22 protein-coding genes are annotated in these 23892 nt (G+C 60.0%); 8 read left to right on the forward strand and 14 right to left on the reverse strand.

Annotation, left to right across the window (positions count from 1 at the left end):
• Positions 1-359: 359 nt before the first annotated feature.
• The 11 genes from KI810_RS10515 to KI810_RS17345 form a co-directional block, all read right to left on the reverse strand.
• Positions 360-1337, reverse strand: coding sequence for a DUF4140 domain-containing protein (locus tag KI810_RS10515; protein ID WP_214175499.1), 978 nt, complete (start codon positions 1335-1337; stop codon positions 360-362).
• 33 nt (positions 1338-1370) lie between these two features.
• Positions 1371-1841, reverse strand: a complete 471-nt coding sequence (locus KI810_RS10520) for an FKBP-type peptidyl-prolyl cis-trans isomerase (RefSeq protein WP_214175500.1) — start codon at positions 1839-1841, stop codon at positions 1371-1373.
• A 52-nt stretch (positions 1842-1893) separates the two neighbouring features.
• A complete protein-coding gene (locus tag KI810_RS10525) occupies positions 1894-2358 on the reverse strand; it encodes an EVE domain-containing protein (RefSeq protein WP_214175501.1) in 465 nt (154 codons plus the stop codon).
• A complete protein-coding gene (locus KI810_RS10530) occupies positions 2358-3599 on the reverse strand; it encodes a DUF1015 domain-containing protein (protein WP_214175502.1) in 1242 nt (413 codons plus the stop codon). The genes KI810_RS10525 and KI810_RS10530 overlap by 1 nt, the downstream gene beginning before the upstream one ends.
• A 164-nt stretch (positions 3600-3763) precedes the next feature.
• Positions 3764-4579, reverse strand: coding sequence for a C40 family peptidase (locus KI810_RS10535; RefSeq protein ID WP_214175503.1), 816 nt, complete (start codon positions 4577-4579; stop codon positions 3764-3766).
• 76 nt (positions 4580-4655) lie between these two features.
• Positions 4656-5769 (reverse strand): peptide chain release factor 2 gene (gene prfB / locus KI810_RS10540; RefSeq protein ID WP_214175504.1). Its coding sequence is split into 2 segments (ribosomal slippage): positions 4656-5699 and positions 5701-5769, totalling 1113 coding nucleotides; the frame shifts between segments, so codons are not numbered across the junction.
• Positions 5770-5821: 52 nt separating this feature from the next.
• Positions 5822-7384, reverse strand: a complete 1563-nt coding sequence (lnt, locus tag KI810_RS10545; protein WP_214175505.1) for an apolipoprotein N-acyltransferase — start codon at positions 7382-7384, stop codon at positions 5822-5824.
• Positions 7384-8238, reverse strand: a complete 855-nt coding sequence (locus KI810_RS10550; protein ID WP_214175506.1) for a hemolysin family protein — start codon at positions 8236-8238, stop codon at positions 7384-7386. The genes lnt and KI810_RS10550 overlap by 1 nt, the downstream gene beginning before the upstream one ends.
• A gap of 132 nt (positions 8239-8370) precedes the next feature.
• The gene (locus tag KI810_RS17595) at positions 8371-9078 is read right to left on the reverse strand and encodes a diacylglycerol kinase (protein ID WP_214175507.1); all 708 of its coding nucleotides are present in this window, start codon (positions 9076-9078) and stop codon (positions 8371-8373) included.
• A complete protein-coding gene (gene ybeY, locus KI810_RS10560) occupies positions 9075-9449 on the reverse strand; it encodes an rRNA maturation RNase YbeY (protein WP_281412588.1) in 375 nt (124 codons plus the stop codon). Before ybeY ends, KI810_RS17595 begins: the two co-directional genes overlap by 4 nt.
• Positions 9433-11832: an HD family phosphohydrolase gene (locus KI810_RS17345; protein WP_246525500.1), complete on the reverse strand. Its 2400-nt coding sequence runs from the start codon at positions 11830-11832 to the stop codon at positions 9433-9435. The genes ybeY and KI810_RS17345 overlap by 17 nt, the downstream gene beginning before the upstream one ends.
• Positions 11833-12166: 334 nt before the next feature.
• Here KI810_RS17345 and eno point away from each other — a divergent pair, with 334 nt between their 5' ends.
• The 4 genes from eno to KI810_RS10580 all read left to right on the forward strand — a co-directional run bounded on the left by eno (position 12167) and on the right by KI810_RS10580 (position 16907).
• Positions 12167-13456, forward strand: a complete 1290-nt coding sequence (eno, locus tag KI810_RS10565; RefSeq protein ID WP_214175509.1) for a phosphopyruvate hydratase — start codon at positions 12167-12169, stop codon at positions 13454-13456.
• A 259-nt stretch (positions 13457-13715) separates the two neighbouring features.
• A complete protein-coding gene (locus tag KI810_RS10570) occupies positions 13716-15146 on the forward strand; it encodes a nicotinate phosphoribosyltransferase (RefSeq protein ID WP_214175510.1) in 1431 nt (476 codons plus the stop codon).
• Positions 15147-15163: 17 nt separating this feature from the next.
• Positions 15164-15757 (forward strand): bifunctional nicotinamidase/pyrazinamidase, encoded by a 594-nt coding sequence (gene pncA, locus KI810_RS10575; protein ID WP_214175511.1) that lies wholly within the window; start codon positions 15164-15166, stop codon positions 15755-15757.
• 85 nt (positions 15758-15842) lie between these two features.
• A complete protein-coding gene (locus KI810_RS10580; protein ID WP_214175512.1) occupies positions 15843-16907 on the forward strand; it encodes a 3-deoxy-7-phosphoheptulonate synthase in 1065 nt (354 codons plus the stop codon).
• 106 nt (positions 16908-17013) lie between these two features.
• On the opposite strand, the gene KI810_RS10585 is transcribed toward KI810_RS10580, so the two are convergent.
• Entirely contained in the window at positions 17014-18135 is a 1122-nt protein-coding gene (locus KI810_RS10585; protein WP_214175513.1) for a hypothetical protein, read from the reverse strand.
• Between the two features lie 292 nt (positions 18136-18427).
• Here KI810_RS10585 and KI810_RS10590 point away from each other — a divergent pair, with 292 nt between their 5' ends.
• The 3 genes from KI810_RS10590 (at position 18428) to KI810_RS10600 (ending at position 20334) form a co-directional block, all read left to right on the forward strand.
• Entirely contained in the window at positions 18428-19183 is a 756-nt protein-coding gene (locus KI810_RS10590) for a right-handed parallel beta-helix repeat-containing protein (RefSeq protein ID WP_214175514.1), read from the forward strand.
• A 48-nt stretch (positions 19184-19231) separates the two neighbouring features.
• Positions 19232-20059 carry a hypothetical protein gene (locus KI810_RS10595; RefSeq protein ID WP_214175515.1) on the forward strand — a complete coding sequence of 276 codons (828 nt, stop codon included), beginning with the start codon at positions 19232-19234 and terminating at the stop codon, positions 20057-20059.
• 89 nt (positions 20060-20148) lie between these two features.
• Positions 20149-20334 (forward strand): hypothetical protein, encoded by a 186-nt coding sequence (locus KI810_RS10600; RefSeq protein ID WP_214175516.1) that lies wholly within the window; start codon positions 20149-20151, stop codon positions 20332-20334.
• A 161-nt stretch (positions 20335-20495) separates the two neighbouring features.
• Here the strand turns inward: KI810_RS10600 and KI810_RS10605 are convergent, their stop codons facing one another.
• Both KI810_RS10605 and KI810_RS10610 read right to left on the reverse strand, forming a co-directional pair.
• Positions 20496-21956 carry a helicase HerA-like domain-containing protein gene (locus tag KI810_RS10605; RefSeq protein WP_214175517.1) on the reverse strand — a complete coding sequence of 487 codons (1461 nt, stop codon included), beginning with the start codon at positions 21954-21956 and terminating at the stop codon, positions 20496-20498.
• 52 nt (positions 21957-22008) lie between these two features.
• Entirely contained in the window at positions 22009-22443 is a 435-nt protein-coding gene (locus KI810_RS10610; protein WP_214175518.1) for a PPC domain-containing DNA-binding protein, read from the reverse strand.
• Between the two features lie 590 nt (positions 22444-23033).
• Between KI810_RS10610 and KI810_RS10615 the strand changes: the two genes are divergently transcribed.
• Positions 23034-23816, forward strand: coding sequence for a carboxypeptidase-like regulatory domain-containing protein (locus KI810_RS10615; RefSeq protein WP_214175519.1), 783 nt, complete (start codon positions 23034-23036; stop codon positions 23814-23816).
• Positions 23817-23892: the final 76 nt, after the last annotated feature.

Genomic DNA, 23892 nt, shown 5'->3' on the forward strand with positions numbered 1-23892 from the left:
ACTCGCAACACCCCCCTGCCATATCACCTGCACCACTAGCGCTATCACCGTTACGGTAAAGAGGTTTCTCATTACGGTTGACATATAAATCACCCCTAATTACTTTGACTTAGGATTCATACCGCTGGCTACAGGAAGTTTCTGGGCGGAAATCCTTTACAGGACAGCAAGTTAAGTGCCATTAATTGAATTATTGATTTATTCCTATCATTTCAGTTTGTTACGAAAAACATGCGCAGAAACGTTTACCGCATAAAAAAACCGCCTTGCCGGAATGGCAGGACGGTTCGTGGTGAATTCGTGCATTGGCGCGAAACGGTTACGCCAGAACGCGAACTTTGGTGGGGGTGGAAACCTTGTTATCTTCCGCAGGTCATCTCCCGCGTTTCGCCGGGAGCAACGTCGGCAAAAGGAACCATTCCGAGAAATTCCCCCTGGCGGTAGCAGGTGGCCTCACCAGGTAAGAGAGCACGGTCCGACAGATTCCTGAAGGTGAAGGTAACAACCGGTTGGGGTGTGGAAGCGACCAGCTCTTTCTCCAGCGGCAGGACCAGGGTAGTGACCGGCGCCAGTGGTGCAGCGACGGGTTGAGCGGCAGGATGGGGGAGGGGGGCATCAAAGGCGCCGGAGACGACCGTTACCATGGCATCCTTGCCGAGTGGCGGAAAGTCGGCCCGCATGACCAGTTCCAGGCGGTTTCCCTCCCGCAGGTGCACGTCATAGACCGGGTGCCACTTCAGATCGGGGCGGAGGTATGAAGCCGTCACCCTTCCCCCCTTTCCGGCCAGCCAGACCCGGGCCACGGTGCCGTCGGCATTGCCGTTTTTCTTCAGAGCAGCCAGTTGTTCTTCAACGCTTTTGAGGTCATGCTCCGTCTTGCGCCGTGACTGGTAGACCCCTTCAAGCTGGGCAATGGCGAAATCGGTGCCCTGGCGGACACTCGCCAGAGGCTCAGGATTGGCCTTGGTTTTCCTCGGAGCCTTGCCGCTCTGAGCCTTGGCTGCGGCCTTGAAGATATCCTCCCGCGTAGCCAGTGCTTTCAGCCGATCATGGAGGAGTTCCCGCCGTTCCTCCAGCCGGGCAAGTTCCCGGCCAAGCTTCGGCTCGGGGCGGGCCGGAACCAGTTCGACCCTGCTCAACCGGGTACCCCCCTGCGGACGGATGCGCAGCGAATCGGTGGTTGCCCCGGCAGGGAGAGGTATCTCCAGGTAGGAACCCGAAACGGTGACACTGCTCTCTACCCGGGCACCGTCAAGATAGAGCGTAACCGATTTCGTCGCCGCAACCGCCGGCAGTGCAACGAGCAGCATACCGATACAACCGAGGACCGTTCGCATCCTTCCCCCTTGCCCGTTATAGGGCACCGAAGATTATTTCGCCACGTCCAGGAGCTCCACGTCGAAGATCAGAACCGCATCGGGGGGAATCACCCCACCCGCGCCGGCAGCGCCGTAGCCGAGCTGGGGAGGGACGATCAGCTTCCGCTTCCCCCCGACCTTCATGGACAACACGCCCTCGTCCCAACCGGGTATCACCTGACCGGCACCGATGGTGAAAACGAACGGCTCTCCCCGGTCCACCGAACTGTCGAACTTGACGCCGTTCTCAAGCCAGCCGGTGTAGTGCACCTTTACCGGTTTGCCAGCCGTGGGAGCCGGTCCGCTCCCCACAACCATATCCACATAGGCAAGGCCGGAAGGAGTCTTCTGCGCATTTGCCGGTAGTGCTGCGGCCACCTTCGCTTCACCGTCGGGCTGTTTCGCTTCTTTCTGGACACAGGCGGGGATCGAAATCGCCACCACCAGCAACAACGCCACTATCCATTTTTCCATACTTCTCACACCATCCTCCAACTCAGATGTTGATGTTAATTCAAAACTCAGAACTCAAGTATTAAAGTCCGCCTAACCCCAGAATGATCGTCCATTCCTCCGGTGTCACCGTCTGGATCGACAGTCTGCTCCGCTGCAGGAGCACCATCCCGGCCAGCAAGGGATGGGCCTTCAGCTCGGCAAGGGTGACCGGCCGCCTGAAGGCTTCCCCGTACCGGACATCGACCATATACCAGATGGGATTATCGGCCGAACTCTTGGGGTCGAAATGCTCGCTCGCCGGGTCGCAGGCAGTCCAGTCCGGATAACCGGCCCGCACTACCCACGCGGTACCCGCTATGTGGGGCTCGGGGATGTTGCTGTGGTAGAAGAGCACCCCGTCCCCCACCTGCACCTGGTCCCGCAGGAAATTGCGGGCCTGGAAATTCCGCACCCCGTCCCACTGCTCGGTCTGCCCGGGCCGCTGCGCCAGATCATCGAAGGAGAAACATCCCGGTTCCGATTTGAAGAGCCAGTAATTCGTCATCAGGATAGCAGATGAACAAACAGGCCCGACCTCAACTTCGGCTCAAACCACGTCGACTTGGGCGGCATAATCTTGTTCGCATCCGCCAGTTCCATCAACTCCTCCATGGAGGTCGGATGGAGGGAGAAGGCCACTTCGTACTCACCGCTCGCCACCAGCCGTTCCAGTTCCTCCACCCCCCGGATTCCGCCGACGAAATTGATCCGCTGGTCGGTACGGGGGTTGCGCACCCCGAGGACCGGGTTGAGGAGGTTGTTCTGCAGGATGGAGACGTCGAGCCGTTCCACCGCATCCTCTTCCGTAAAGGAGCCCTCCCTGGCCCGCAGTTCGTACCACTTGCCGTCCAGGTACATGCCGAACTGGTGACGTCCGGCCGGCGTGAAGCTGCCGTTTACCGGGTCGATCTCGAACCGGGCGGCCACCTTGGCCATGAACTCCGCGATGGTATGCCCGTTGAGATCCTTAACCACCCGATTGTACGGCATGATGTTCATCTCGTTGTCGGGAAAGATAACGGTCAGGAAGTAGTTGTACTCTTCCGTACCGTCATGGGCGGGGTTTTTTGCCCGGCGCATGTCCCGCACCCGGCTGGCGGCAGCGCTCCGGTGGTGACCGTCGGCCACGTAGAGAGTGGGGATGGCATGGAACAGGTCGGTCAGCCGGTCGATCCGCTGCCGGTCGTCGATTATCCAGAGGGTGTGGGCTACCCCGTCGTCGGTGGCGAAGTCGTAAGTAGCGGGACCGGCCGCAACCTCGGCAACGATGGCGGCGATGGCCGGCTCGTGCCGGAAGGTGTAGAAGACCGGCTCGTCGTTGGCATCCAGGTAGTCGATGTGCATCACCCGGTCCTCTTCCTTGTCGGCCCGGGTCAGTTCATGCTTCCTGATCACCCCCGTCTGGTAGTCGTCCACGCCGGAACAGACCACGAGCCCGGTCTGGACGATGTTCCTCATCCGCTGCCGGTAAACGTAGTAGCACTCACCATCATCCTGGGTCATGGTGCCGTTCTGCACGAACTGGCGGAGGTTCTCCCGCCCCTTCAGATAGACCGGCTCGGAGTGGGGGTCAAGCTCCGGGGAAAGATCGATTTCCGGACGCGAGATGTGGAGGAAGCTGTGGGGGTTTCCCGCCGCCATCTCCCGCGCCTCGGCCACGCTCATGACGTCATAGGGGAGCGCCGCGACCTTCTCGGCCAGCTCCCTCGTTGGTCTGACAGCTCGGAAGGGCTTAATGAATGCCATGCAACACCTCGTAATAAATGAAGTTTTGAGTTTTGAGTTATTAATTTTGAGTTAGTGAACACAAATTCCAGCAGACTCGTTCCCAAGCCATAACTTCGTGACGAAGCATATTTTGAATTTCAGACTTTCAACTAAAAACTAAAAACTCATAACTCAAAACTGCTTTAAAAGTACCGTTTCGCGCCGACGAATCGCGACGCGAAATAGTTCTCATCCAGGGCCGACACCTTGATGTCGTCCCCCCGGCGGGGAGCGTGAACGAAACGGCCGCTCCCGACATAAATCCCCACGTGGTTGATCTTCTCCTCCGACTCACCGAAGAAGACCAGGTCCCCGTCCTTCAGATCGTCCCGGCCGACCTGGTCACCGACTTTGTACTGATCCCGGGAAGTGCGGGGGATGTTGACACCGCACAGATTGAAGACCGCCCGGACGAAACCGCTGCAATCCATCCCGTCGACCACCGTGTCGCCTCCCCAGCGGTAGGGAATGCCGACGAAGCGCTCGGCGGTGCGGGCCGCAATCCCCCCCATGTCGCTGGACGTCGTCGGTCGGGATTTGGCGGGCGGGGTTGCCGGTGCGTGTGCAGCTGTCGGCGGCAACTGACGCGGCTCCGGCCCCTTCACTTTCCGGGCGGGTGCAGGACGGGGTACGGCGATGAAGAACGCACCCACCAGCTTCTCCGCAACCAGTTTCCTGCCTGCCTGCTTAGCCGCTTCGTGGGTAGAAAAGTCGCCGAAGCGGACTGCGTAGACGCCGTCCTCCTTCTTGAAGTAGAACGCATCGATCCCCTTCGCCTGCAGCTTGGCGGCCAACCGCTCGGCGTTCCCCACCTCCTTGAAGGCCCCCACCTGGATCGAATAGCCAAGCCGGCTGATCCCGGCAGGCCCGGCGGTAATCTTGCGCTGGGCGGCGCAGCCGGTGGTGGCGAGCACCAGGGTAAAATATACGATCCATGCAACGGAAAATAATCGGGTCATACGGGAATCCTCAACAGCAGAAAGGGAAAAAAGCTCTCTCAACAGGACAGACAATAATGCCCGGAAACAGGGTTTATCAGTCGTCGGTGACGTTTCGCCTTACCCCCATGAGAAAGGCGATGATGAACTCCTCCAGTGCGCCGTCCAGCACCGCATCGGGGTTGCCCGACTCCACGCCGGTACGGAGGTCCTTCACCATCTTGTAGGGGTGGAGCACGTAGGAGCGGATCTGGCTTCCCCAGCCGATCTCCTTTTTGTCCGCGGAAAGCTCAGCCGCCTGGGCCTCCCGTTCCTGCAACTCTTTTTCGTAGAGCTTGGAGCGGAGCACCTTGAGGGCCGCCGCCTTGTTCATGTGCTGGCTCCGCTCGCTCTGGCAGGCCACCACGATTCCGGTCGGGAGGTGAGTGATCCGGATAGCCGAGTCGGTGGTGTTGACATGCTGCCCCCCCGCGCCGCTGGAGCGGTAGGTGTCGATCCGGAGGTCGGACTCGACGATCTTCACCTCGATGTCGTCCTCGATCTCCGGAAAGGCGAAGACCGACGCGAAAGAGGTATGGCGGCGGGCGTTGCTGTCGAAGGGGGATATGCGCACCAGGCGGTGAATTCCCGCCTCGGCCTTGAGATAACCGTAAGCGTATTCACCCGTGACGGTGAACGTGGCCGACTTGACCCCCGCCTCGTCCCCCGGCTGGTAATCGGTGATCTCCGTTTTCCACCCCTTCCGCTCGCAGTAGCGGAGGTACATCCGGAGGAGCATCTCGGCCCAGTCCTGGGCCTCGGTGCCACCGGCGCCGGCGTTTATGGAAAAATAGCAGTTGCTGGCATCGTGTGGTCCGGAGAGCATCCGCTGGAACTCGGCGCCTTCAACCTCCCGCTCCAGGGAATCGTTGAGCCCACGCACTTCGGCCAGCACCGCCTCGTCCTCCGCCTCACCCCCCAGCTCGATGAGGATCAGGATGTCCTCCATCTGCCGGTTGAGCCGGTCCCACATCTCGACGGCCTTTTCCATCACCGTCCGCTTGCGAAGGAGCTGCTGGGCCGCTTCGTTGTCGTCCCAGAAGTCGGGGGCGGCGATCCGCGCCTCCATCTCCTGAATATCCTCCCGCTTGCGATCTATGTCAAAGAGACCCCCGGAGTTTGGCGATCCGTTCTGCAAGGGCTTCGATACGCGCTACTTCTTCTCTGAACATCACATGCTCCTTTAGTATGACAAGTAAATGATTACGGGAAGGGAGAACTGCCTCACCTCTGCGATTTTTTCCTTCTGAATCCAAGCACCCCGACAACGGCGGTTCCCGCCAGACAGAGCCCGGCAAACAGATCGCCATAACGGCTATAGAAGGTGTCACCCGTTCCGAGACGCACCTCTCCGGTCAGGACCGCTTCCTGGAACAGCCGGGTCGCACCCCGCACATGGCCCCGGCTGTCGATAATGGCGGTAATACCCGTATTGGTCGCCCTCACCAAGGGAACCCGGTTCTCCACGGCGCGGAAGACGGTCATGGAGAGGTGCTGGTAGGGGGCAGACGACCGCTTGTACCAGGCGTCGTTGGAAATGTTCACCAGCAGCCGGGCGCCGGCTTGGACGTAGGCGCGGGAAAGCTCGGGGAATATCCCCTCGAAACAGACCAGTACGCCGATCACCCCTTTGCCGGTATTGAGGGGGACGGCCCGCTTCCCCGGCGAAAAATCGCCGACCCCCTCCACCAGCTTATGGACGAAGGGGAGGAAACGGGCGAGGGGGACATACTCGCCGAACGGCACCAGGTGAATTTTGTCGCTCCGCCCCAGTTGTTCTCCGGTCGCCGACAGGAGAAAGGCGCTGTTGAGAAAGTGCCTCCCCTGTTCGTCCTTCTCGACGGCGGGACTGCCGAACACCAGGGGAGTGTGCAACTCCCTGGCCAGGTTCCAGATACGGGGAGCATAGGTGGGGTCGCTCTGGAAAAAGAACGGTGCGGCGCTCTCAGGCCAGACCACCAGGTCGGTCCCTCCGCCAGCCGCCGCCTGACGGGAAAGCCGCTCGTAAATGGCGACCGTCGCCTCCACGAAGGCCGGATCCCATTTCACGTCCTGGGAGATATTCCCCTGGATGAGCGCCACCTTGAACGGTTCTCCCTCTTCCTGCTGGTGAAGGCGGTAAAAGCCGTAACCGGTCATGGCAACAAGCAGGACGAACAGCACCACGGCGCCCCTGGTGGGATATCCTGTTCTCTCCTGCCCGAAAAGCCCCCGCAGGATACGATAGATGACCACATTGGCCAGGATGATGACGAAACTGAGGCCGTACACCCCGGTCATATCGGCCACCTGGATGAGCGGCAGGGTACGGAACTGGGAATAGCCGAGGCTTGCCCAGGGGAATCCGGAGAGGAAAAAGGAGCGGAGGTATTCCAGCCCGACCCAGAGCACGGGAAGGGATACGAGCGGCGAAACGCCTGCCAGTTCCCCCCTCCGCATGAGCCAGACGGGCACGGCCACGAACAGGGCGAGATAGGCCACGAACAGGAGATAGAGGCAGACGCTCACGCTCCAGTGCAGCTTGCCGTAGGTGACCATCACGATATTGAGCCAGTAGAGAAGCCCTGCAAAGGCGGTCGCACCGCAGACGAAACCGAGCTTGAATGCCTTCTCGGGGCTCTTCTTTCCCAGGGACATGAGCAGCGGCACGAAGGCGAACCAGGCGAGCAGGGAAAGGGCCGGCTTGGGAAAGGAGAGGGCCACCAGCACGCCGGAGAGGACCGCAAGCAGAAAATCGCGACGTTGAATGGCCTTGAAATCGGGCATGTTGAATCTTCGATAATCCACTACGCTTCCGTATCCTCGTTCTCAGGCAGGATACGTACGATCCTGACCTTGCTGACCCGCCGCTCGTCCGCCTCCAGCACCGTGAACCGGATGGTGCCGTTTTCTATCTCCTCCCCCACCGCCGGGATGCGGCCGGTGAGATGGAACAGCAGGCCACCGACCGTATCGAATTTCTCCCGCTCGACCTCGATACCGAAGTGCTCTTCCAGTTCCTCGATGGGGAGCCGACCGTCCACCACCAGCGAGCCGTCCGCCTCCTGCACCAGCCACTCCTCCTCCACGTCGTACTCGTCCTGGATGTCGCCGACAATCTCCTCCAGCAGGTCTTCTATGGTGACGAGCCCCGACGTACCGCCGTACTCGTCGACCACGATGGCCAGATGGACCCGCTTTTTCTTGAATTCCTGCAGCAGTTCCTCCAGGTTCTTGGTTTCGGGGATGAAATAGGGGGGGCGGAGGATCCGTTTCAGGTCCACCGCCGATTCGTCCATACCCCAGTACTTGAGAAAGTCCTTGGCGTAGATCAGGCCGATGATGTTGTCCGTGGTGCCGTCGTAAACGGGAAGACGGGAATGGCCGCAGCCGACGATCGCCTGCAGCACCTCCTGCACCGTGGCGTCCACCGGTACGCAGGCCATGTCGGTCCGGGGAACCATGATCTCCCGCGCCGTCGTGTCCCGCAGGGCGAAAATAGAACGGATCATCTCGTTTTCTTCTTCGTTGATGAGCCCCTCTTCCTCGCCGGCGTCCATCAGGTCCTGGATCTCTTCCTCGGTGATCCTGCGCCGTCCCGACAAGAACCTGCTCACCGCTTCCAGCAAACCCGGCCGTTTCCTGCCAGACCCTTCTTCCACAACCAGACCCTCCTGAAAAAAATCAATTATGGATGTTGAATTATGAGTTTTGAATTGAAATCCATAGTGACAACGTAATGATTAGCTTACGAATTTTCTTTGCTTTTACTTCATAATTCATACTCTCAACCTTTATCGCAAGGTTCGAAACAGCAACATGACGACGAGGGTGATGATCGTACCGGTAACCGCACCGAGGAATACCTCCCGCAGAGAGTGGATGCGGAGAAGCAGCCGGGAGTGGCTCACCATCACGGCCATGGCAATGACCAGGATGGAGATGATGGGATCCTGGGTGAGAATCGATACCAGCGTGGCGATAGCGAAGGCGACTGCCGCATGCCCGCTCGGCAGTCCACCTTCCAGCGGTGTTCCTTTACCGGAGACCGCCTTGAGGATCACCACCGCGATCACCACCATGAGGAGCGAAACCACCGCCACCATCTCGGTGGGAGAACCTGCCATGGCGAGCGCCTCCTTGTAGACGGGGAACATGTACCGGGAGAGGATGAGGTACCCCATGACCGCCGCGCCGATGGAGGCGACGAGCACCGCTCCCGCCGCCACGTCCTTGGCAATCTTGGCCACGGGATGATACTCCGGACTGACCAGGTCCACCAGCGCTTCGATGGCGGTATTCAACAGCTCGGCAAACAGGACGAAGCAGATGGAAACCGTGAGAAGCGTGAATTCCAGCGGCGAAACCCGGAGGAAGAGCACCGTCACGAGGAGCACGAGAGCCGCAAGAAAATGCCAGCGCATGTGCTTCTGGGTCCGGGCGGTATGGATGATCCCCTCGATGGCGCAGTTGACGGAATCTATGAAGCGCGTCGGTTTCACATGAACTCCGTTAACCCTTCCCCCTCAAGCATCGCGAACAGTTCCCGCTCCTTCTTCTCCATCCGGCGGGCTTCCGCTTCGCCGCTCCGTTCATGGTCGTAGCCGGCAAGGTGAAGGATACCGTGCAGGAGGAGAAAGCAAAGCCGGGCCGTGAAGGAGATATCCCCCTCCGCCGCTTCCCTCGCACAGGTATCGGCCGAAATGGCCACGTCACCGAGCACTTCGGGGGAGACCCCCCCGAACTCCCCCTCCTGCATGGAGAAGGAGATGACGTTGGTTGCCTTGTCCCGCCCCAGGTACTCCCGGTTCAGGATGCGGATGCTCCGGTCGCCGACGATGACGACCGACAGCTCGCTAGTGGGTAATCCCAAGGCGCTTAAGATCCTCTCCGCCACTTTTCTCAGGTTCCTGATGCTGACCGGATGGCGTCTCTGGCGGTTCTCGATGGCTATCTTCAAGGGTCTTTTTCCCTCCCGCGGTTTTTTCCTTGTATGCCGGCTCCGGGTAGTCGATGCGGTGGTGGTAGATGGCACCCAGTATCCGGTTGAAGCTCTTGGCGATCCCATGGAGGTTTTTCAGGGTAAGTTCGCACTCGTCGAGCTGGCCGTCGATGAATACCTTGTTGATGATCTTCTGCACGAGCCCCTGGATGCGGGCCGGGGTCGGGTCGGTGAGGGTGCGGGATGCCGCCTCCACACAGTCCGCCAGAAGCACGAGCCCCGCTTCGCGGGTCTGGGGTTTGGGACCGGGATAGCGGAACTCCCGTTCGTCCACGGTCTTCCCCTCTCCCGCCAGCTTTTTCGCCTTGTCATGAAAAAAGGTGATGAGACTGGTGCCGTGGGACTGGCGGATGATATCGATGATGGGAAGGCCGAGCCGGTGCTCCCGCGCCAGCTCCACCCCTTCCTTGACGTGGGCTATGAGGATGAGGGCGCTCATGTTGGGGGAAAGCTTGTCGTGGCGGTTTTCACCCCCTCCCACGTTCTCGATGAAGTAGAGCGGCTTGGATATCTTCCCCACGTCATGGTAGTAGGCCGCCACCCGCGCCAGGAGAGGATTGGCATTGATCTCCTCCGCCGCCGACTCCACCATGTTCCCCACCAGCACGCTGTGGTGGTAGGTACCGGGAGCCCGGATCATCAGTTCCCGCAGGATGGGAGAGTTGAGATTGGCCAGTTCCAGGAGCTTGATGTCCGTGGTGTAGTGGAAGAACCCCTCCAGTATGGGGATGATGCCGGTTACGAAGGCCGCGTTGATGATACCGCCTGCCAGGGCAAATACGATGCAGTAAAGGGACTGCATGGAGAAGAGGCTGTCTCCCACTATCTGAAAGGAGATGGCCAGGGCCAGGTTCGCCACGCTCACCTTCGCCCCCGCCTTGTAGATGGTCCCCCGGTCCTTGCACTGCCGGACCCCATGGGCACCGACCACCCCGCCGAGAAGGGAGTAGATGACCACCGGGAGGCTGTTGTTGAACATTATCCCGAAGAGAGGGGCACAGATGGCGGTATGAACCAGGGCGACCTCGGAGTTGAGGATGATCCGCACGAGGATGGCGCCGACGGCGAAGGGGAACAGGTAATAGTAGTTGGCGGTGTCGATGGAAGGGAATATCCCCCCCATCACCGTGGAGACGATATAGACGGTTTTCAGGAGCAGGAAGGAGCAGATGGTGATAAACGCCAGGAGCAGCAGGTCCTTGTTGGACGGATTGAATTTGCGGATGTTCTTGCGGGCGAAGCGGTAAGGGAGATAGAACAGGATGAGCACAAGTCCGTAGATGCCGACCCCTCCCACCACCCGGTTCATCCCCTTGCGGGCCTCGGCTATCCGCTGGAGCTTGAGAGCCTGCTCGGCGGTGATCCGTTCACCGACCCGGACGATCATCTCACCCTGCTTCAACTGGAACAGCACCGGACGCACAGCCTCCCGCGCCTCCCGCTTCTTCTCGTTCGTCGCCTCGCGGTTGAAGGTCAGATTCGGCTTAAGCATCCGTGCAAGAATTTCCTTGACGGTTGCCAGGGTATGCTGTCCCCCCCCTTGCGACATCCGGGCACGTTCCAGCGCATTGCGCGCATCTGCCAGCCCGATGTACGCAGTCGAGTTGCCGGCGGCAATCACCTGGCGGGTTTCCGCGTCGACGATGAGAATGCCGTGGCCCATATCTGAGGAAAACACCTGCCGGTCCACGACGATTCTCTGACTGTAGATCTGGCCGGTAATACGACCGATTTCAGTCAGAAGTGTCCGGTCCGACCTGACGGCCAGGAGTGCACCGAGTTCCACCGGCGACAACTCCACGCCGAGGGATTTGGAGACCACATCCCGCAGGTTCTTGATGTCGGGCCCTTCCTCCTGCCCCATCGCCTCACGTACCAGCGCCAGTCCTTTTTCGAATCGCAGGGTTATTTCTTCGGCGGCACTGGTGTTGAAATCGTAGACAAAAGGAGCAACGGATTCCGCCTCCGCCCGTTTCTTTTCGGTCAGGGGGTGGTCTTCCAACAGGTAGTCCTGGGTGGCGCGGATGTCGGAGGTGGCGATATCACCCACCTTGTAGCTGACCGCATGGAACTGCTTGCCGGGGATAATGAGAAAGGCGAGAATGGCGGCTGCAAGAAAGAGAAGGATGAAGCGGTTGCGTTGCTCGTGTCGGCCACCGGCGAACCTTTCCACCAGGGAATCCAGAAAGTGTTCGGCGATGAGGACCAGGGAATTCCGGGCAGGCTTATTCTTGTCACCAGTCTGGGTGGGCATGTGCGTTTGTTAAAACCCCGTCTGTACTGCCGTGGCGGTGGATTGCGTAAAGGCATACTATAGACGTATAGCAGATTGCTGTCAACTCAAACCATCCGCCCTAACACCCCACGATTACGGAAAAATCCTTCCCTTTCGGTCCTGTCTGGTATATATAAAAAACATTTATACTACAACCCCGGCTTCGGGATGGTCACTGCCACGAAAACAGGATTCCGGAAACAGTTCGGCGGTTCGTGCCGGACAGCGTGAACGACCGGACGCGGAGTTGTATATAAAACTGTAGACAGGTCAGCGGACCTGCCACTCCATATTCATCGCAAGGGGGCATGAAATGAGTCAGATTACCGATGTGTACGCCAGAGAAATCCTCGATTCCCGGGGCAACCCGACGCTGGAAGTGGAAGTTTTCCTCGAATCCGGCGCCATGGGGCGGGCCGCGGTTCCGTCCGGTGCATCGACCGGCGAGCGCGAGGCACTGGAACTCCGTGACGGCGACAAGTCCCGTTACCTGGGGAAAGGCGTTCTCAAGGCGGTCGACAACGTCAACGACATCATCGCGGACGAAGTCATCGGCATGGAAGCGAGCGACCAGGTCGGCATCGACCGGAAAATGCTGGAAATGGACGGGACCGAGTACAAGAGCAAGCTGGGGGCCAACGCCATCCTCGGCGTCTCCCTGGCGGTGGCCAAGGCGGCCGCCGACGAAGCGGGACTCCCCCTCTACCAGTACATCGGGGGGGCCAACGCCAAGGAACTGCCGCTTCCCATGATGAACATCCTCAACGGCGGCGCCCACGCCGACAACAACGTGGACATCCAGGAATTCATGATCATGCCGGCCGGTGCGCCCAATTTCCGGGAAGCGCTCCGGATGGGTGCGGAGATATTCCACGCCCTCAAGGGGGTGCTCAAGGCCAAGGGGTACAACACCGCCGTCGGCGACGAGGGGGGATTCGCCCCCAACCTGAAATCCAACGAAGAGGCGCTGGAAGTGATCATGGAGGCGATCGAAAAGGCGGGGTACAAGCCGGGTGACGAGGTGCTGCTCGCCCTGGACGTTGCGTCGTCCGAACTGTTCAAGGACGGGGTCTACACCCTGGAGAACGAGGCCCAGCCGAAGAAGACCCCCGAGCAGATGGTGGATTTCTACGAGAACCTGGTCAACAAGTACCCGATCATCTCCATCGAGGACGGCATGGCCGAAAACGACTGGGACGGATGGAAGAAGCTGACCGACCGCCTCGGCAAGCGGATCCAGATCGTCGGCGACGACCTGTTCGTCACCAACCCGGCCATCCTCAAGGAAGGTATCCGGAAGGGGATCGCCAACTCCATCCTCATCAAGCTGAACCAGATCGGCACCCTGACCGAGACCCTGGACGCCATCGAGATGGCCAAGCGGGCCGGCTACACCTGCGTCATCTCCCACCGTTCGGGCGAGACCGAGGACACGACCCTGGCAGACCTCTCCGTCGCGGTCAACGCCGGCCAGATCAAGACCGGGTCGCTCTGCCGCACCGACCGGGTCGCCAAGTACAACCAGCTGCTCCGGATCGAGGACGAACTGGACACCACCGCCCTCTTCCGCGGCAAGGACGTGTTCTACAACGTGAAGAAATAGCTACCTTTACATGGGAGACGAGGCTTTCCCGAAAAGAGAGTTCGTCTACCCCCACCCACCCCTCCCCCGCTGGGGGAGGGCAGAGAGTTCTCCCCCCGGAGGGGGGAGGTAGGAGGGGGGCTTTTTCGAATTGACAGTTGTTAGTACAATCCCAACGAAGGGGCCGACATCCGTGTCGGCCCCTTTTTCCGTCCGCCCCCATCGCACCTGCCCTATGGTATACTTGGAGGCACCTGCAATTCCAGCCAAGGAGTATTTCATGCGCTACTCGCCACTCATCACCGATCTCTACGAACTGACCATGCTGGCCGGCTACCTGGACGAGGGGATGGACGACACCCCTGCCGTCTTCGACCTCTTCTTTCGCCACAACCCGTTCAAGGGGGGGTATGCGGTCTTTGCCGGCCTCGACACCGCTCTCGCCTACCTGGAGAACCTCCGTTTCACCGAGGAGGAGCTCGCCTACCTGGCCAGCCTCGGCCTCTTCCGCCCCCTCTTCATCGATTTCCTCCGCGAGTTCCGCTTCCGGGGGACTATCACCGCCATGCAGGAAGGGACGGTGGTCTTCGGGCGGGAGCCGCTGGTCACCGTGGAGGGGACCCTGGCGGAGGCCCAGTTCGTGGAGACGGCCCTTCTCAATATCATCAACTTCCAGACCCTCATCGCCACCAAGGCGGCACGGGTCTGCCAGATGGCGGGAAAGGCCTCGGTCATCGAGTTCGGCCTGCGCCGCGCCCACGGACCGGACGGCGGCTTGTCCGTGGCACGGGCCGCGTACATCGGCGGGGCACGGAGCACGAGCAACGTGGAAGCCGGCCACCGGTTCGGCATCCCGGTCAAGGGGACCCACGCCCACAGCTGGATCATGGCCTTCCCCGACGAGCTGACCGCCTTCCGCAAATACGCCGAGGTCTTCCCCGACTCCTGCATCCTCCTGGTGGATACCTACGACACCCTGAAGAGCGGCATCCCCCACGCCATCACCGTAGCAAAAGAGTTGCGGGAGCGGGGGCACGAACTGGCCGGGGTCCGGATCGACTCCGGGGACCTGGCCTACCTCAGCAGGGAAAGCCGCCGGATGTTCGACGAGGCAGGTTTTCCCCGGGCCAGGATCGTCGCCTCCAACGAGATCGACGAGTACGTCATTGAATCGATCCTCGCCGAAGGGGGGAAGGTGGACATCTACGGCGTCGGGACCAGGCTCGCCACCGGCATGGGGGAAGGAGGCGGAGCGCTGGGGGGGGTGTACAAGCTGGTCCGGATCGGCGACCGACCCAAGCTCAAGGTGACGAGCGACGTCGCCAAGGCCACCCTCCCCGACCGGAAGCGGCTTTTCCGGGCCGTGGCCCCGGACGGCGCGTTCCTCATGGACGTCATGACACTTCAGGACGAAACGGTGCAGCCGGGAGAGCTGGTCTACAACCCGGCCAACCCCCTGGAGCGGAAGCAGATCCCCGCCGATGCCCGGCTGGTGGAACTGCGTCAGGTGGTGATGACCGAAGGAAAACGGACCGGCGCCACGCCGAACCTGGACGCCATGGCCGACCGCTGCGCCGACCAGCGCGGCCGCCTCCCCCAGGGGTGCCTGCGCCACGTCAACCCCCACATCTACAAGGTCTCCATCAGCCGCGGGCTCAACGACCTGCGCAACCGGCTCATGGACGAGGTTGAGCAGGGATATAAACCGTAAACCTCAAAGGAGTGCCCATGGAAAAAGATTCCGCCCTGCTCATCGTCGACATCCAGAACGACTTCTGCCCTGGAGGCGCCCTCGGTGTGAGCGAGGGGGACAAGGTGGTGCCGGTGCTGAACCGCTACATCGAGCTGTTCACGGCCCAGGGGCTCCCGGTCTTCGCGACCCGCGACTGGCACCCCGCCACGACCTCCCACTTCCAGGCCTTCGGCGGCGTCTGGCCGGTCCACTGCATACAGGGGAGTACAGGAGCCGCCTTCCATCCGGACCTCAAACTCCCTCCCCATGCCGTCATCATCTCGAAGGGGATGGACCCGACCAGGGACGACTACTCCGCCCTCCACGGCATCGGGCCGGACGGCACCCCCCTTCCCGACCTCCTGCGGCAGCGCGGGGTCAAGACGGTCTACGTGGGAGGGCTCGCCACCGACTACTGCGTCAAGGAATCGGTGCTGGAAGGGATAGCCCGGGGGTTCACCATGGTCTACCTGGCGGACGCCTCGCGGGGGGTTAATCTCCAGCCGGGCGACACGGATAAGGCCGAGGAGGAGATGGCTCGAGCGGGAGCAGGCACGGCTTCCCTGGCGGAGCTGGCCGCAAAAGGTTAATTTTATTGCATTTACCCGCCAAACGGCGTATATATGGGGCTCAGCTTATCCTTCATCCCACGTAGGCAAGGAAGCCCCGAACGCCATGATCAAGACCAACAACCTGAAAATCAAGAGCATCACCCCCATCATCGCCCCGGCCGACCTGCGGCAGGTATTCCCCCTTTCCGAAGAGGCGAGCGAGTTCGTCGCCGCCAGCCGCACCAGCATCAAAGAGATCCTGAAGGGAAAGGACCCGCGCCTCATGGTGGTGGTGGGACCCTGTTCCATCCACGACCCGGCCGGCGCCCACGAATACGCCCACCGCCTCGCCGAGCTGTCGAACGAGCTGTCCGACCAGCTCCTGCTGATCATGCGGGTCTACTTCGAGAAGCCCCGCACCACGGTGGGGTGGAAGGGGCTCATCAACGACCCGGACATGGACGGCAGCCACCAGATTTCCAAGGGGCTCGGCATCGCCCGCGGCCTCCTGAACCGGATCACCGCCCACAAGCTCCCCGTCGCCACCGAAATGCTCGACCCCATCACCCCCGAGTACCTGGCCGACCACCTCTCCTGGGGAGCCATCGGCGCCCGCACCACCGAGTCCCAGACCCACCGGGAACTGGCCAGCGGCCTCTCTTTCCCCATCGGTTTCAAGAACGGCACCGACGGCAACCTTCAGATCGCCATCGACGCCATGATCGCCGCCCTCCACCCCCATCACTTCCTCGGCATCAACCGCGAAGGGCTCTCCTCCATCGTCCAGACCACCGGCAACCCGGACGTGCACATCGTCCTGCGGGGTGGCAAGAAGCCGAACTACGCGCCGGAAGACATCAGGAAGACCGAGGAGATGCTGGAGAAGAACGGCCTCTTCCCCACCATCATGGTGGACTGCAGCCACGGCAACTCGGAGAAGAACCACGAGAAGCAGCCCCAGGTCCTGGAAAGCGTCGTCGAACAGATCGCGGCGGGGAACCGCTCCATCTCCGGCGTCATGATCGAGAGCTACCTGGAGGCGGGCAACCAGCCGATGCCGGAAAACCCGAAGCAGATGAAGTACGGTGTCTCCATCACCGACAAATGCATCGACTGGGCAACCACCGAACGCATCCTGCGCCAGGCCCATGCCCGGCTCAAGGCGTGCGGCGGACGGCGGCTGGCGTAAGACTTTTCCCCTATCCTGCAACAAAAAAGGCTCCTTCGGTTGAAGGGGCCTTTTTGTTGTGTCACGGATGGTAACGGTGGCGTACGGAGAACATGAAACCGGGAATTCAGATTCCAGTCTCCATACTTCTCAGCTCTGAGCCACTGACCGTTATGCCACGTTTTGCGAGTGTCTGGAGTAATTTCAGTGCTTGGCGCAGATCGGCATTACGCCCGACAGTTACCCGCCAGACTTTCAGCGGGACCATGACTCTGACGATCTGCAGCCCTTCCAGCCCTTTGGTAGCAAGCCGCTTCTGCTCCCTCCTGGCGCTTTCCTCAGACATGAGAGAGCATGCAACTACGCTATAAGAGTCGCCATCCCTGACTATGAATGCATCCTTGGTGTAGAGGGCGACCTGGGCTCGTCTTTGCTCGGCCGACTTCGCATCGGCGTAGCGGGCAACGAGCAAACGGAAGACCTCCACCTCCTTTGTCGCTGCGGCAACATCCGGCTTAAGGCCAGCGGCTATCACTTTTCTCACGACAGTGTCGAGCTTTTTCCGGCTCATGGCTTCCCCGACTACCAGAACAATGCGCTCGTTCGATTTCGCCCGTGGCGCGGTTGCCGGGGCAGCATTTTCGGCAGTTACGGGGAGCCGGGAAGGTGTCGACTTCGCAACCGGAGCAGACTGCGTACCTGTGTCAGTCGGCAATGCCGAAGCGACCGGGACGACCGGTTTATCCCTGGCACTCACGTAATAAGGCTCCGCCGGAAGGGCCGCCATGGGAACCCGCAACCCGCGGGAATTATTCAGCGCCTCGACCCGGGAGGGAAGCGGCGTCCCCTCCGCAGGAAACACCATAACCCTGAGAAAGTCGTCATTATTCATAAAAAAGACTTTGGCGATGCCTATCTTGTTGATATCGATCATGTCCGCTCCCAGCGCATTCGCAGCACCATGGATATCGATTTCAAGCCGGGACGGTGGTAAAAGGACGGTACGTACCTCGTACGAGACACTTCCTGTAAATATCATCTCCAGCGCGTCAGGCCGGACGGTCATCCCGATGAGCACTTTTTTCCCTTTGAACGACGTGACGGTGTCCCTCTTTGCCCGCCAATGTACCTGCTCCTGCAGGGTTTGAGCAGGTGCATCAGCCGGACCGGCAATCGGTTCCGTTTCGGCGATCGCGGTTGTGCTCAGAATCAACGAAACGATACTTAACAGTCGAACCGTTGTTTTCATATATTCTCCATCTCGACGCAACTCTTCCAGCACATCGCACTCTTACGTCGCGTGTCACGACGAACACTCCCTAGTTATATCAGAATACAAAACAATTGTTAGATACCTTCCATATTTTGCCTGCCTGAATCCGCCGCGTCCAGCCGTTGCGGCTCCCCTCTGCGCGATTGCCCGCTGTGCGCGGACGCGGGGGCAAAATCTTCCTTGACACCCTCCACGGAGAGGATTACAACCGTCTCATCTATCCCTCTTAGGAGTCGAATTACATGAGATTATTTGCCCGAGGAACCTCTTGATTCTGGTATTCATCCTGGCGGAGGCCGCACAGGCAGCAGGTGGCATATCCGGCAAGAGCAAAAGTATCGTCTGGCAAGGAACCGTCCAGGTCAATAAAACCTATACCGTTCCCAAGGGCAAAACCCTCGAAATCCGGCCGGGAAGCAGGATACACTTTGCAAAGGGGAGTGGACTGCTTGTACGAGGAACACTCCGGGCATTTGGCCGGAAGGGACAGGAGATTGTCGTCACCTCGACCAAAACGGGCTCTCGAGGGAGTTGGGATGAAATCAGGCTTGAAAGTGCCAGTGACAGTACTATGGAGCATTGCATCATCGAGAATGCCACGTGGGGCATTCAAAGTCATGATACTCGGCTGAACCTCACAGCCTGCACGTTCAGAAACGGCGAAGGGGGGATCAGGTTTCGCGGTGGGCCCCTCACCATCAGCAAGTGCACATTTACCGGCAACGGGATCGGTATAAGGTCGTTTAAGGGAATAGCGCAGATATCGGAATCTGATTTCACGGATAACGAAATCGGTATTTTTGTCCGGGAAAAAGGAAGCGGACTGAACATAACCGGAAGCAACTTCCGAAATAGCTCTTACAACATTAAAATCGGCGATTTCAATGACGAGGATGTGAAAGCTCCAGACAACTGGTGGGGAGGAGAGGACCCATCAGTAACTATCTACGATGGCGTAAGAGAGCCCGGAATTGGACGTGTCCTGTTTGAGCCCTTCAGGAGAGAGCGGATTTCATTGCACTAGACAGGAATGTTCGTAACCGATTCAATACAATGAGTAAGGAGTTTCTCCATGAAACTGCTGCGCCTGCTCGTTACCGGTTGTATGATGTTTCTTCTGGCCGGCTGTTTTCAGGTTACGACGGTGGTTCGCGTCAATCCCGACGGGAGCGGTACGGTGGAGGAACGGGTGCTCTTGAGCAATAAGATCGTCGCCCAGATCGAGGAGCTCGTGCGGAGCTTCGAAGACAAGGGTGGCAAGGGGAAACCCTTCGATATGTTCCAACCGGACCAGCTCAAGGAACATGCCCGCTCCATGGGGAAGGGTGTCACCTACCGCGGGGGGGAAAAAGCGGTAACTCCGGACTACACGGGCTATTGGGCAACCTACGCATTCAGCGACATCAACACGCTCAAACTCAACCAGCAAAGCGCCCCGGCCGGCGGCACCGAATCAAAGGCCCTCCCCCTGAGTTTCCGCTTCAAAAAGGGCCCCGCGTCAACCCTGACCATCCTGCAGCCCAAGACGGAACCATCCAGGGTGGCTCCTGCCGTGCCGGACGGGAAACCGGCCTCCCCTGCCGACGTTCCACCCCAAATGACCGAGGAAAAGACAAAGGAATTGCTGGAGATGTTCATGGGAATGAAGTTTGCCCTTGCCGTTGAGGTGAACGGCACCATCCTCAGCACCAACGCCACCCATCGCGACGGGAATCGCCTGACTATCGTCGATTTCGACCTCGGCAAGCTTGGCAATGCAACACCGGATGAACTGGAGAAGTTGAGCCAGATGAAGGGCGGTTCGCTCGAAGAGGCAAAGGAACTCGCGAAGAACATCCCGGGGGTAGCGTTTGATTTGAATGAAAAGGTGACGGTGGTCTTTGAGAAAGGGAGGCCCTGAAGAGCTACCTGAACACCTGACGTTGTTCTTCAGTCACGCGTTACCATTGCATGGCAACAAATGACCTTCAAAAGGAGGATCGAGCCATTATGTCTGAAAAACTGACTGACGATCAGGCGGTCGCCCTGGAAGAAGCGGTCATCAGCACGAGTTGTGAGATTGCCGCCCTGGTCAACATCCTTGAGCGCAAGGGGCTGATAACGCGCAACGAGCTTACGGAGGAGGTCCAGCGCATCAGGGAATCCATGCGCGGAATGATTGTCACGTACAAGTAAGTGAGCGACTGCCGATTCCTTGCAACCAAGCCTCTTGCAAAAAGAAAAAAACCTGCAAAATCTGTAACCCCCCTGCTTCGCTCCGCTCGCTTCCCCCCTTAGATAAGGGGGGATTGAGGGGGGTTATGGGGGCTTTGCTGTTTTCGGCAACGGTGAACCGTTTACCGCCGCCCCCCGCCGAAGATGGAACCGAGGACCCCGCGGATGATCTGCCGTCCCACCTGGCTCCCTATGGCATGGGCCGCGCTCTTGGCAAAGGCCCCCAGGAGATTTCCCACCTGGCCGGCCGCCTGGCTCTTGCCGGCCTGCTCCGGTGCGGGCGCCTCAGCGGCAGCTGCCGCCGCCCTGGCCTGGAGTGCTTCATAGGCCGATTCGCGATCCACCACCTTCTCGTAAAAACCTGCCAGGGGCGAACGGGCAACGACCGCCGTCCGCTCGGTGCCCGACAGGGGGGCGAAGCGGCTCTGGGGGGGACAGACCAGGGCCCGCTCCACCACGGTGGGCGCACCCTTTTCGTCGAGGACCGACACCAGTGCCTCTCCCACCTCAAGCTGGGTGATGACCGTCGCCACGTCGAGATCGGGGTTGGAGCGGAAGGTATCGGCGGCGGCCCGCACCCCCTTCTGGTCCTTGGGGGTGAAGGCCCGCAGCGCATGCTGGACGCGGTTGCCGAGCTGTCCCAGCACCGTGTAGGGGAGGTCGACGGGGTTCTGGGTGACGAAGTAGACCCCCACCCCCTTGGAGCGGATGAGCCGCACCACCTGCTCGATCTTCTCCACCAGCGCCTTGGGGGCGTCGTCGAAGAGAAGGTGGGCCTCGTCGAAGAAAAAGACGAGGCTCGGCTTCTCCGGGTCCCCCACCTCCGGGAGCTGTTCGAAGAGTTCCGAGAGCATCCAGAGGAGGAAGGTCGCGTAGAGCTTGGGGGACTGCATCAGTTTGTCGGCGGCGAGGATATTGACCACCCCCCGGCCGTCGGAATCGGTCTGGATAAGGTCCTGGATGTTGAGGGCCGGTTCGCCGAAAAACCGGTCCGCTCCCTGCTCACCCAGGGCCAGGAGGCTGCGCTGGATGGCGCCGATGCTGGCGGCCGAGATATTGCCGTAGGAGGTCTGGAAGTCGGCGGCGTTGTCCCCCACGTGGCGGACCATGGCCTGGAGGTCCTTGAAGTCCAGGAGGAGGAGCCCGTTGTCGTCGGCCACCTTGAAGATGAGCGTGAGGACCCCGCTCTGGACATCATTGAGATTCAGGAGCCGGGACAGGAGCAGCGGCCCCATCTCGGAGACCGTGGTGCGGACCGGGTGACCCTGCTCGCCGAAGACGTCCCAGAAGACCACGGGAAACCCTCCGTAGGAAAACCCCTCCAGTCCCATCTTCGCCACCCGCTCGGCCACCTTAGGGTTCTCCTCCCCCGGCAGGGCCATCCCCGACAAATCCCCCTTCACATCGGCCATGAAGACCGGCACCCCGATGGCGCTGAACCGCTCGGCCAGCACCCGCAGCGAAACCGTCTTCCCGGTGCCGGTTGCGCCGGCGACAAGCCCATGACGGTTGGCCATCCGCGGCAGGAGACCGATCTCCCGCTCCCCCCTGGCGATCAGCAGTGGTTCCGTTGCAGCACCCATAGAACACCCTCCTTCGATAGTGTGTATTCCCGTATACTCAGTGACCCAGTCATCACAACTTCAGCAGCACCATCCCCGACGCGGGGTCGAGTTCCCGGACGGCCGTTACCCCTCTGATCTCGGTGATCACCGCTTCCAGGACCAGGAACACCTCCGAAGCCTCCCGCAGGCAGCCGACCCGCACCGCATCACCCTTGCCGAAGGAACCGTGGAAATGGACCTTCGGCCGGTCCCCCTCCCGGAAGATGGTCCCGAAACCGACCGCCTCGTGGCTCCCGGCCAGCTGGCGCCAGACCGGGACCGGCGGCATCTCCTCCGTTTCCGGCCCCACCACGAAGCGTCCTCCCTGAAGTGCCCCCACGAGGTGAAAGGCAGCAGCCTGGAGATTCTCCCGGCGGGCGATCTCTACGAGTCCGGCCAGGACGTCCTCGCCGTGATTGAACCGGGCCACGATGATGCGCCCCGGAGTTCCTGTCTGGTAGTCCATGGAATCCCCTCCTCCTTCCGGTAATGTATTGAACATGAACGGGACGAAGTCCATTGTCAAGAGCGTGTCATTTCTTTCGCGAGAGTTACGGCAAAATATTTTCAGGAGGCGGTCAATTCATTACAGGAACATGAAATAATGCCCTGCAATTAACTAGCTGTTTTTTAAGCAGAAATTCACGAAAAAGGGCAAAATAACATTTGACAAGAGGTCATTAATTCTTAAAATCACAAATTGTATACATTCAGATAACGAGCACGCTGTAATTCTACCAGACCGGATGCATCGAGCATCGCTTGAGTACCACTCCCTGGGGAGAGAAAGGAGAGAAACCGATGAAAAAAGCCAAATACGTTGCCCCAAAGGTTGTCGGCAGTGCCACCGTCCACCCCTGTTGAGATGCACCCGCGCCATGCGTGGCACCGGGTACAGGCGCAGGTATCGCCCGTCCCCGGTGCCTCCATCAGCGCAGGATACACCTGCCGTCGCGCACTTTTTTGCTTTTCCGGCAACCGGACATAAGGAACAATTCTAGACTGCGTACGTACGACGGGACATGCAGGGCTCGCACGTACGAGGGGGCATTCCTGATGAAGATACAACAATGGGCCACGCTCGTTTCGTCATGGGTGATGGTACTCATGCTTTCCGTCGGCCTGGCAGAAGCTGCCAACGGCACGCTGAAATACACCTTGAAATACAAGGATCCCACCACCGGGGTTGAAACGAATCTTACCCGTGGGTATCTCTATCTTCACGACGCAACCAAACCGCCCCCCATGGAAAAATTTTTCACCAAGGCGGATTACGTCAATATGGTTTCTTTCGGCAACGGCACGTATGCGGACCCGAATGTCCCCGCGGGGACGTGGTACATCCGCATCACCCAGAGAAAAGGGGCCATAAAGCCGTACGGGCCGCCGGAGATGGGTGATTTCACCTGGATGCAGACGGCCCCCATCACGATCACTGCCGGCAGCACGCTGGACCTCGGAACGCTCTATGCGTATCCGTTTGCCGCCGCACCCATCACCATTACCGGCACCGTCAAGTCGCAGGCCGGCGCGCCCCTGGCGGGCCGGTACGTGCGGGCACAAACCGAACCGTGCAGGGACGACGGCTATAATTACGATATCAACCAGTGTGGTCCGGTCAAGCTCCTGGCACTGCAACCCACCGATGCCAACGGCACGTACACGCTGCAGATAAAAGAACCCGGCACCTATTACCTGTATACCTCTCCCTGCATCAGCGCCGACTACTCCCCCTATACCGGCAACCGGTGCGAGTACACCGCCGCAGCGGCGAATCCCGTAACGGTGAAGATACGGGATGTCAGGACGGTGGATATGACCGTCGGGGTATACCCCTGACACGTGTCGCTGGAGAGGGGCTGCCGGGGGTGCGGCACGTACTCCGGACAGCTAAGGGACGAAGGGGATGGCGCTT

The sequence above is a fragment of the Geomobilimonas luticola genome (assembly GCF_018476905.1).
GTDB classification, from domain to species: Bacteria; Desulfobacterota; Desulfuromonadia; order Geobacterales; family Geobacteraceae; genus Geomobilimonas; species Geomobilimonas luticola.

Excerpts from the sequence above, each read along its gene's own strand:
- KI810_RS10515 (WP_214175499.1), bottom strand. The coding sequence starts at position 1,337 with ATGCGAACGGTCCTCGGTTGTATCGGTATGCTGCTCGTTGCACTGCCG.
- KI810_RS10525 (WP_214175501.1), bottom strand. The coding sequence starts at position 2,358 with ATGACGAATTACTGGCTCTTCAAATCGGAACCGGGATGTTTCTCCTTC.
- KI810_RS10530 (WP_214175502.1), bottom strand. The coding sequence starts at position 3,599 with ATGGCATTCATTAAGCCCTTCCGAGCTGTCAGACCAACGAGGGAGCTG.
- KI810_RS10535 (WP_214175503.1), bottom strand. The coding sequence starts at position 4,579 with ATGACCCGATTATTTTCCGTTGCATGGATCGTATATTTTACCCTGGTG.
- KI810_RS17345 (WP_246525500.1), bottom strand. The coding sequence starts at position 11,832 with ATGCCCACCCAGACTGGTGACAAGAATAAGCCTGCCCGGAATTCCCTG.
- eno (WP_214175509.1), top strand. The coding sequence starts at position 12,167 with ATGAGTCAGATTACCGATGTGTACGCCAGAGAAATCCTCGATTCCCGG.
- KI810_RS10570 (WP_214175510.1), top strand. The coding sequence starts at position 13,716 with ATGCGCTACTCGCCACTCATCACCGATCTCTACGAACTGACCATGCTG.
- pncA (WP_214175511.1), top strand. The coding sequence starts at position 15,164 with ATGGAAAAAGATTCCGCCCTGCTCATCGTCGACATCCAGAACGACTTC.
- KI810_RS10580 (WP_214175512.1), top strand. The coding sequence starts at position 15,843 with ATGATCAAGACCAACAACCTGAAAATCAAGAGCATCACCCCCATCATC.
- KI810_RS10585 (WP_214175513.1), bottom strand. The coding sequence starts at position 18,135 with ATGAAAACAACGGTTCGACTGTTAAGTATCGTTTCGTTGATTCTGAGC.
- KI810_RS10595 (WP_214175515.1), top strand. The coding sequence starts at position 19,232 with ATGAAACTGCTGCGCCTGCTCGTTACCGGTTGTATGATGTTTCTTCTG.
- KI810_RS10600 (WP_214175516.1), top strand. The coding sequence starts at position 20,149 with ATGTCTGAAAAACTGACTGACGATCAGGCGGTCGCCCTGGAAGAAGCG.
- KI810_RS10605 (WP_214175517.1), bottom strand. The coding sequence starts at position 21,956 with ATGGGTGCTGCAACGGAACCACTGCTGATCGCCAGGGGGGAGCGGGAG.
- KI810_RS10610 (WP_214175518.1), bottom strand. The coding sequence starts at position 22,443 with ATGGACTACCAGACAGGAACTCCGGGGCGCATCATCGTGGCCCGGTTC.
- KI810_RS10615 (WP_214175519.1), top strand. The coding sequence starts at position 23,034 with ATGAAGATACAACAATGGGCCACGCTCGTTTCGTCATGGGTGATGGTA.